General features: G+C 65.7%; 6 protein-coding genes. 1 reads left to right on the forward strand and 5 read right to left on the reverse strand.

The annotated features are described in order from the left end of the window. Positions 1 to 234 precede the first annotated feature (234 nt). Complete coding sequence (locus EOA27_RS17015) at positions 235 to 1,002, forward strand: SDR family oxidoreductase (RefSeq protein WP_126080539.1); 768 nt, start codon at positions 235 to 237, stop codon at positions 1,000 to 1,002. Positions 1,003 to 1,194: 192 nt separating this feature from the next. Here the strand turns inward: EOA27_RS17015 and EOA27_RS17020 are convergent, their stop codons facing one another. The 5 genes from EOA27_RS17020 to EOA27_RS17045 form a co-directional block, all read right to left on the reverse strand. Continuing rightward, a complete protein-coding gene (locus EOA27_RS17020) occupies positions 1,195 to 2,139 on the reverse strand; it encodes an ABC transporter permease (protein ID WP_126080540.1) in 945 nt (314 codons plus the stop codon). Continuing rightward, positions 2,136 to 3,191: an ABC transporter permease gene (locus tag EOA27_RS17025; protein WP_126080541.1), complete on the reverse strand. Its 1,056-nt coding sequence runs from the start codon at positions 3,189 to 3,191 to the stop codon at positions 2,136 to 2,138. Before EOA27_RS17025 ends, EOA27_RS17020 begins: the two co-directional genes overlap by 4 nt. Then, on the reverse strand, positions 3,191 to 4,711 hold the full coding sequence (locus EOA27_RS17030) for an ABC transporter ATP-binding protein (protein ID WP_126080542.1): 1,521 nt from the start codon (positions 4,709 to 4,711) through the stop codon (positions 3,191 to 3,193). Before EOA27_RS17030 ends, EOA27_RS17025 begins: the two co-directional genes overlap by 1 nt. A gap of 232 nt (positions 4,712 to 4,943) precedes the next feature. Next, the gene (locus EOA27_RS17040; protein WP_126080543.1) at positions 4,944 to 5,969 is read right to left on the reverse strand and encodes a BMP family protein; all 1,026 of its coding nucleotides are present in this window, start codon (positions 5,967 to 5,969) and stop codon (positions 4,944 to 4,946) included. Between the two features lie 301 nt (positions 5,970 to 6,270). Beyond that, positions 6,271 to 6,474, reverse strand: a 204-nt coding sequence (locus tag EOA27_RS17045; protein WP_145970384.1) for a hypothetical protein, incomplete at its 5' end; no start/stop codon positions are given.

A 6,474-nucleotide genomic window follows, 5' to 3' on the forward strand; every position in this document is an offset into this window, starting at 1 on the left:
GTCGATTGCTATTTTTCAAGGATTTTTGGGAGAATGTTCTCAGGGATGGTGCAATCCAGGGTAATTCGTGCTCCTCCAGAGTGGAAGATCCAGCGAGCAAGCGGAGCATGGGCTGCCCGACAAATGCCTGGAACCACGGACTTTCAGTGGCAAAACGGCCTCCTTTGAGCGCTTGGCCATTCCCCGCGCGACGCGATAGCATCTAAAACACTCACGGAATCCAGGGAGACAAAAATGGGTGGAAGGCTGGCGGGCAAGGTCGCCATCGTTTCGGGCGGCGCGACGGGGATGGGCGGGGCGGCTTCCGAGCTGTTCGCCGCCGAAGGCGCCAAGGTGGCGATCGTCGACCGCAATGGCGAGGCGGCCGGCAAGACCGTGGCGGCGATCCGGGCGCGGGGCCATGTGGCGGAGCATTTCGTGGCCGATGTTTCGGATGAGGCGCAGGTCGAGGCGGCGGTGAAAGCGGCGACGGATGAGCTCGGTCCGGTCACGGTGCTGTTCAACCATGCCGGCACGATCGTGATAAAGCCCTTCCTGGAGACGACGCTGCAGGAATGGGACTGGCTGCATGCCGTCAATGTCCGCTCGATGTTCCTGATGACGCGCGCGGTGCTGCCCGGCATGATCGCGGCCGGCGGCGGTTCGATCGTCTGCACCTCGTCGATCTCGGCGGTGGCGGCGACGCCGAACGAGGTGCTCTACGACACCACAAAAGGCGCCTGCCACATGTTCGCCCGCGCCATCGCGGTGGAGTTCCGCGACCGCAACATCCGCTGCAACGCCGTCTGCCCCGGCTTCATCCGCACGCCGCATGGTCTGCGCGAGGTGGCGGATCTCGGCAAGCTCGGCGTCGATGTCTCCGATGCCGCCATGGCCGCGCAACAGGGCCGCATCGGCGAGCCGGAAGAGGTGGCGAAGGCGGCGCTGTTTTTGGCCAGCGACGAGTCCAGCTTCGTCAACGGCGCGCATCTGTTTGTCGACAACGCGTTCACGGCGATCTGAGGCTTTTCCTAGCCCCACGAAAGTGGGGAAAGGTAGCTCGGCGAAGCCGAGACGGAGAGGGGACGCCCTGCGTGAACCGGCTGAGAATTTGGGGCAAACGCGGCGCCGAAAGAGCAACCGTCGGCGCAGCCCTCTCTCCGGCCGCTTCGCGGCAACCTCTCCCCCGCTTTGCGGGGGTGAGGAAATCCGCGCCTACCGCTCTTCCCTTCTGAACGGCTTCAGCAGCGCCGAGGGTGCCACTGCGTTGCGCGACATGAAGGCCATGGCAACGATGGTGAAGATGAAGGGCAGCATCAGGAAGGCTTCGTAGGGGATGTGGCCGAGACCGCTCGCCTGCATCCTCAATTGCAGCGCGTCGACGAAGGCGAAGAGCAGCGCAGCCCCTGCCGAGCGCCACGGGTCCCAGCGACCGAACACGACCAGCGCGATCGCCACCCAGCCGCGGCCGGAGACGACGCCGAAGGTGAAGGCATTGAATTGCGCCATGGTGAGGAAGGCGCCGGCAAGCCCCATCAGCGCGCCGCCGAGGATCACCGCTTGGAAGCGCGTGGCGATGACGCTGACGCCGGCCGAATCCGCCGCGCGTGGGTTTTCGCCGACCATGCGTACCGCGAGCCCCCATGGCGTGCGGTAGAGCACGAAGGCGGCGAGCGGAACGGCGATGATCGCCATATAGACCAGCGTGAACTGGTTGAACACGGCAGGGCCGATCACCGGTATGTCCGAGAGCAGCGGGATCGGCGCCAGCTTGAAGCCGTCGATGCTGGGCGGCACCGATTGCTGGCCGAAGATCAACCGATAGAGGAAATAGGCGAGACCGGATGAGAACAAGGTCACGCCGATGCCGCAGACATGTTGGCTGAGGCCCAGCGCGACGGTGAACAGCGCGTGCAGGGCGCCCATCAGCGCGCCGACCAGCACGGCCACCAGCACGCCCAGCCACAGGCTGCCGCTGAGGCTGGCGGCGGTGAAACCGGCCATGGCCGAGAGCAGCATGATGCCTTCGATGCCGAGATTGAGCACGCCGGCGCGTTCGGAAAACATTTCGCCGAGTGTGGCGAAAGCGAGCGGCGTGGCGATGCGGATGATGGCGGCGAGGAAGCCGACCTGGAAAATCTGCTCGAACACCGCGCTCATGTCTGCGCTCCCACGCGGCGGATGCGGTAGGCGGTGAAGAGCAGCGCCACCAGCATGGCAAGCAGCGCCGTGCCCTGGATGACGTCGCTCAGGAAAGCCGGCACGCCGGTCGCGCGCGACATCGCCTCGGCGCCGGTCATGACGGCGGCCAGGAAGATCGCCGCCGGCACCACGCCGAGCGGGTTGAGCCTGGCGAGCATGGCGACGACGATGCCGGAATAGCCATAGCCCGGCGAGATGTCGCTCATCACCTGGAAATGCACGCCGCCAACCTCGCCGACGCCGGCCAGGCCTGCCAGCGCGCCGGAGAGCAGGGCGGTCGAGAGCAGCACGCGCTGGACGTTGATGCCGCCATAGCGCGCCGCTTCCGGATTCTCGCCGGTGACGCGGATCCTAAAGCCGAGCGTGGTGCGGGCGATCAGGAACCAGCAAAGCGGTGCTGCGATCAGCGCCACGACGACGCCGAGATGCAGCCGCGTGCCTTCGATCAGCACCGGGAAGTTGGCGGAATCCTCGATCGGTGGCGAGATCGGGTAGCCGGAAAAGGTGTCCTTCCACGGCCCTTCGATCAGCGCCATCAGCGCGTAATAGATGACCGAGTTTAGCAGCAGCGAGCTCACCACGTCGTCGACTTTGAATTTGATGCGCAACGTCGCCGGCACCAGCGCCACGAGCGCGCCGGCGGCGGCGCCTACAATCGCCATCAACAGCATGGCGAGGGTGCCCGGCATCGGGATCGCGCCGACAAAGCAGCTCGCCACCGCGCCGGCGAGCAGCTGCCCCTCGGCGCCGATGTTCCAGAATTTGGCGCGGAAGGCGATCGCCACGGCAAGGCCGGTGAAGATCATCGGGGCGGCGCGCACCAGCGTCTCGGTGATGGCGTAGCTGTCGCCGAGCGAGGCCGACAGCATCACGCCATAGGCCTCGATCACGCCGGCGCCGGCGATGGCGATCAGGCCACTGCACAGAATGAGCGTCGCGGCGATGGCGATCAGCGGCAGCGCCAGATTGAACCAGGCGGGTGTCGAGGTGCGGGCTTCGAGGCGAAACATCAGGCCGCCTCCTCGGTCTGCCCGGCGCCGGTCATCATCAAGCCGAGCCTGGTGACGGTGGCATCGGCGCTGATAAGCGTGCCGGCGATGCGGCCCTCATACATCACCGCGATGCGGTCCGAGAGCATCAGCAATTCCTCGAGGTCTTCGCCGATGACGATGATGCCGCAGCCTTTGGCGCGCATCGCGAGGAATTTCTCGTGGATGAAGCGGGCGGCGCCGATGTCGAGGCCGCGCGTCGGCTGCGAGACGATCAGCACTTTCGGGTCGAAGGCGAGCTCGCGTGCCAAAAGCGCCTTCTGCAGGTTGCCGCCGGAGAGCGCGCCGGCGCGCACCATCGGGCCAGGGCAGCGTATGTCGTAGGCCTTGATCTGTTCTTCGGCGAAGGCGCGGATCGCCGCCGGGTTGAGCAGGCCTTTGCGGCTGAAGGCCTCGGTGCCGATCCGCGGCAGAACCATGGAATCGGCTAGAGGCAGGTTGGTGACCAGTCCGGTGGTCATGCGGTCTTCCGGGATGCGGCCGAGGCCAAGCGCCTGCAGCTCGCGCGGCGAGAATTGCGTCGCCGTTTTGCCGGCTATCGTCATCGTGCCGGCCCTTGGCGGCAGCATGCCGGAGATGACATCGGCCAGCGCCCGCTGGCCGTTGCCGGAGACGCCGGCGATGCCGAGTATCTCGCCCGCCCGGACGACCAGCGAGACGTCGCGCAGCGGCGTGCCGGCATGGCCGGCGGTGGAAATGCCGTCGAGCGTCAGCACGGCGGCGCCGGGCGTCGAAGCCTCCTTGACCGGCGGGACGATTTCGTGGCCGCACATCAGTCTGGCCATCTCGGCCGAGGTGGTTTCTGCCGGGTGGTCGACGCGGCCGGCGACCTTGCCATGGCGCAGCACGACGCAGCGATGGGTGAGCGCCCGGACCTCGTTCAGCTTATGCGAGATGAAGATGATGCCGAGCCCCTGCGCCGCCATCGAGCGCAGGGCGGCGAACAGGCCGTCTACTTCGCTTGGCGCCAGCACGGCAGTCGGCTCGTCGAGGATCAAAAGCTTCGCGCCGCGAAACAGCGCCTTGATGATCTCCAGCCGCTGCTGCTCACCGACCGACAGCGCCGACACCGGCAGGTTCGGATCGAGGCTCAGCCCATACTGCCGGCTGATTTCGGTGAGCCGGGCGAGCCCGCGCGCACGGTCGATGCGGCCGGATTTGCCGGGAATGCCGATCAGCAGGTTTTCCAGCACCGTGAGGCGCGGCGCGAGGTGGAAATGCTGATGCACCATGCCGATGCCGGCGGCGAGCGCATCGGCCGAATTGTGGATGGCGACGGGCCGTCCTTCGACCAGGATCTCGCCGGCGTCCGGCGCGTAGGCGCCGAACAGCACGTTCATCAGCGTCGTCTTGCCTGCGCCATTCTCGCCAAGCAGGCCGAGGATTTCGCCGGGTGCGACGCTGAGGTCGACGGCCTCGTTCGCCTTGACGGCGCCGAAGCTCTTGGTGATGCCGCGCATTTCGATGAGTGGGGCGGACAAGGGTGCTCCCTGGATTTGCGATCCGGCTAACCGCGAAGGGCAGCGCTAGGCCCCCCTCTCTGGCCTGCCGGCCATCTCCCCCTCAAGGGGGGAGATCAGATGTCACGCCGGCTTTCGCCAATCTCCGGCGTTGCAGGAAAAGCGCCGTCGCCGAAACTGCCGATCTCCCCCCTTGAGGGGGAGATGTCCGGCAGGACAGAGAGGGGGGCCTCGCGCCACCCTCAAAAATGCATCAATCCGAAACCGGCGTGTTCTCGTCGACGTCGACGCGGAAATTGCCTTCGAGGATCTCGGCCTTTTTCTTCTCGACCAGTTCCTTCACCTCGGCGGGCAGCGTCTTGTCGAACTTGTGGTAGGGCGCCAGATACGAGCCGCCCTTGGCCATGCGCGAGAAATCGCCATAGTCCTGCGCGGTGAAGACGCCGGCCTTGACCAGCTTGATCGCCTGCTCGACCGTCGGATACATGTCCCAGACCGGGCCTGTGATCACCGTATCCGGCCCGAGGCTCGACTGGTCGGACATGTTGGAGATGGCGTAGATCTTCTTCTCCACTGCCGCCTCGATGACGCCGAAGCGCTCGGCATAGATGACGTCGACGCCGGCGTCGATCTGCGCGACGGCCGCTTCCTTGGCCTTGGGCGGATCGAAGAAGGAGCCGATGAAGGCGACCTTCTTCTTGACGTTCGGATTGACCTCCTTGGCTCCGGCGAAGAAGGCGTTGACCAGGCGGTTCACTTCCGGAATGCCCATCGCCGCGACCGCGCCGACCGTGCCGGACTTCGACATCTTTCCGGCGATCATGCCGGAGAGATAGGCCGGCTCATGGATCCAGTTGTCGAAGACGCCGAAATTCGGCTCGGCCGGGCCGGCGCCGGAGCCGAACAGCCATGCGGTTTTCGGGAACTGCTTGGCCGTGCGGCGTGATTCGCGCTCGGCGGCAAAGGCGTCGCCCAGCACCAGCTGGTAGCCACCTTGCGCATATTCGCGCATGACGCGGCTGAAGTCGGCGGTCTGCACCTTTTCCGACCATTTGTATTCGATGCCCAGTTCCTTCTCGGCCTTCTGCAGGGCGACATGGATCTGGTTGTCCCACGGCTCCTCGATCGGCGTGGCGAAGATCGCCGCCACCTTCAGCTTCTTGTCCTTGGCGAAGGCCGCGCTGGGCAGCACGGTGGCCGCGAGGCCGAGCGCGCCAAGTTCCAGCAGGTTGCGCCGCGACAGGCCGGCGCGTTGCGTTTTGCTACGGTCGTTTTCCATGAAGTGCCCCTCTGTTCGACAGCCGTGTCGAGCCGGCCGTTCCAAAAATGTCAGACGCCGGGGACTATGGAACGGTGGGTGAGATTTGTCCACATGGTCAAATTTGGTTGCGCTTTCGCGTTCGTCATCCACGGGCGGGGCAAGGAGCGAAGCGACGCGCGCAGACCCGAGGATCCGCTCCTCAACGGCGCAGAACCAGCAACGGCTGCGCCAATGCCTGTTCTGCACCGTCGCATTCTTCGCTTGAAGTTCCGGCATGGATTCCAGGGTCTACGCTTCGCTTCGCCCTGGAATGACGAAGTTACGGGGCGCCGCCCGCGCCCTCCCACGATCCCGTCTCGGCAAACCTTTTCAACGCCGGCGCCGGCTCGAAAATCGCCCGTCCGGTCCGCCGGTGCCAATACTCCAGGCGCTCGACGATCTTGCCCGCGCCCGCAAGCCCGGCCCAGAACATCGGTCCGCCCTTGCCGATGGGAAAGCCGTAGCCGTTGACCCAGACGACATC

The organism is Mesorhizobium sp. M2A.F.Ca.ET.037.01.1.1 (assembly GCF_003998075.1).
Lineage (GTDB): Bacteria > Pseudomonadota > Alphaproteobacteria > Rhizobiales > Rhizobiaceae > Mesorhizobium.

Bases quoted from the DNA above. Each gene is read 5' to 3' on its own strand.
- EOA27_RS17040 (WP_126080543.1), bottom strand. From the start codon at position 5,969: ATGGAAAACGACCGTAGCAAAACGCAACGCGCCGGCCTGTCGCGGCGC.
- EOA27_RS17015 (WP_126080539.1), top strand. From the start codon at position 235: ATGGGTGGAAGGCTGGCGGGCAAGGTCGCCATCGTTTCGGGCGGCGCG.
- EOA27_RS17025 (WP_126080541.1), bottom strand. From the start codon at position 3,191: ATGTTTCGCCTCGAAGCCCGCACCTCGACACCCGCCTGGTTCAATCTG.
- EOA27_RS17020 (WP_126080540.1), bottom strand. From the start codon at position 2,139: ATGAGCGCGGTGTTCGAGCAGATTTTCCAGGTCGGCTTCCTCGCCGCC.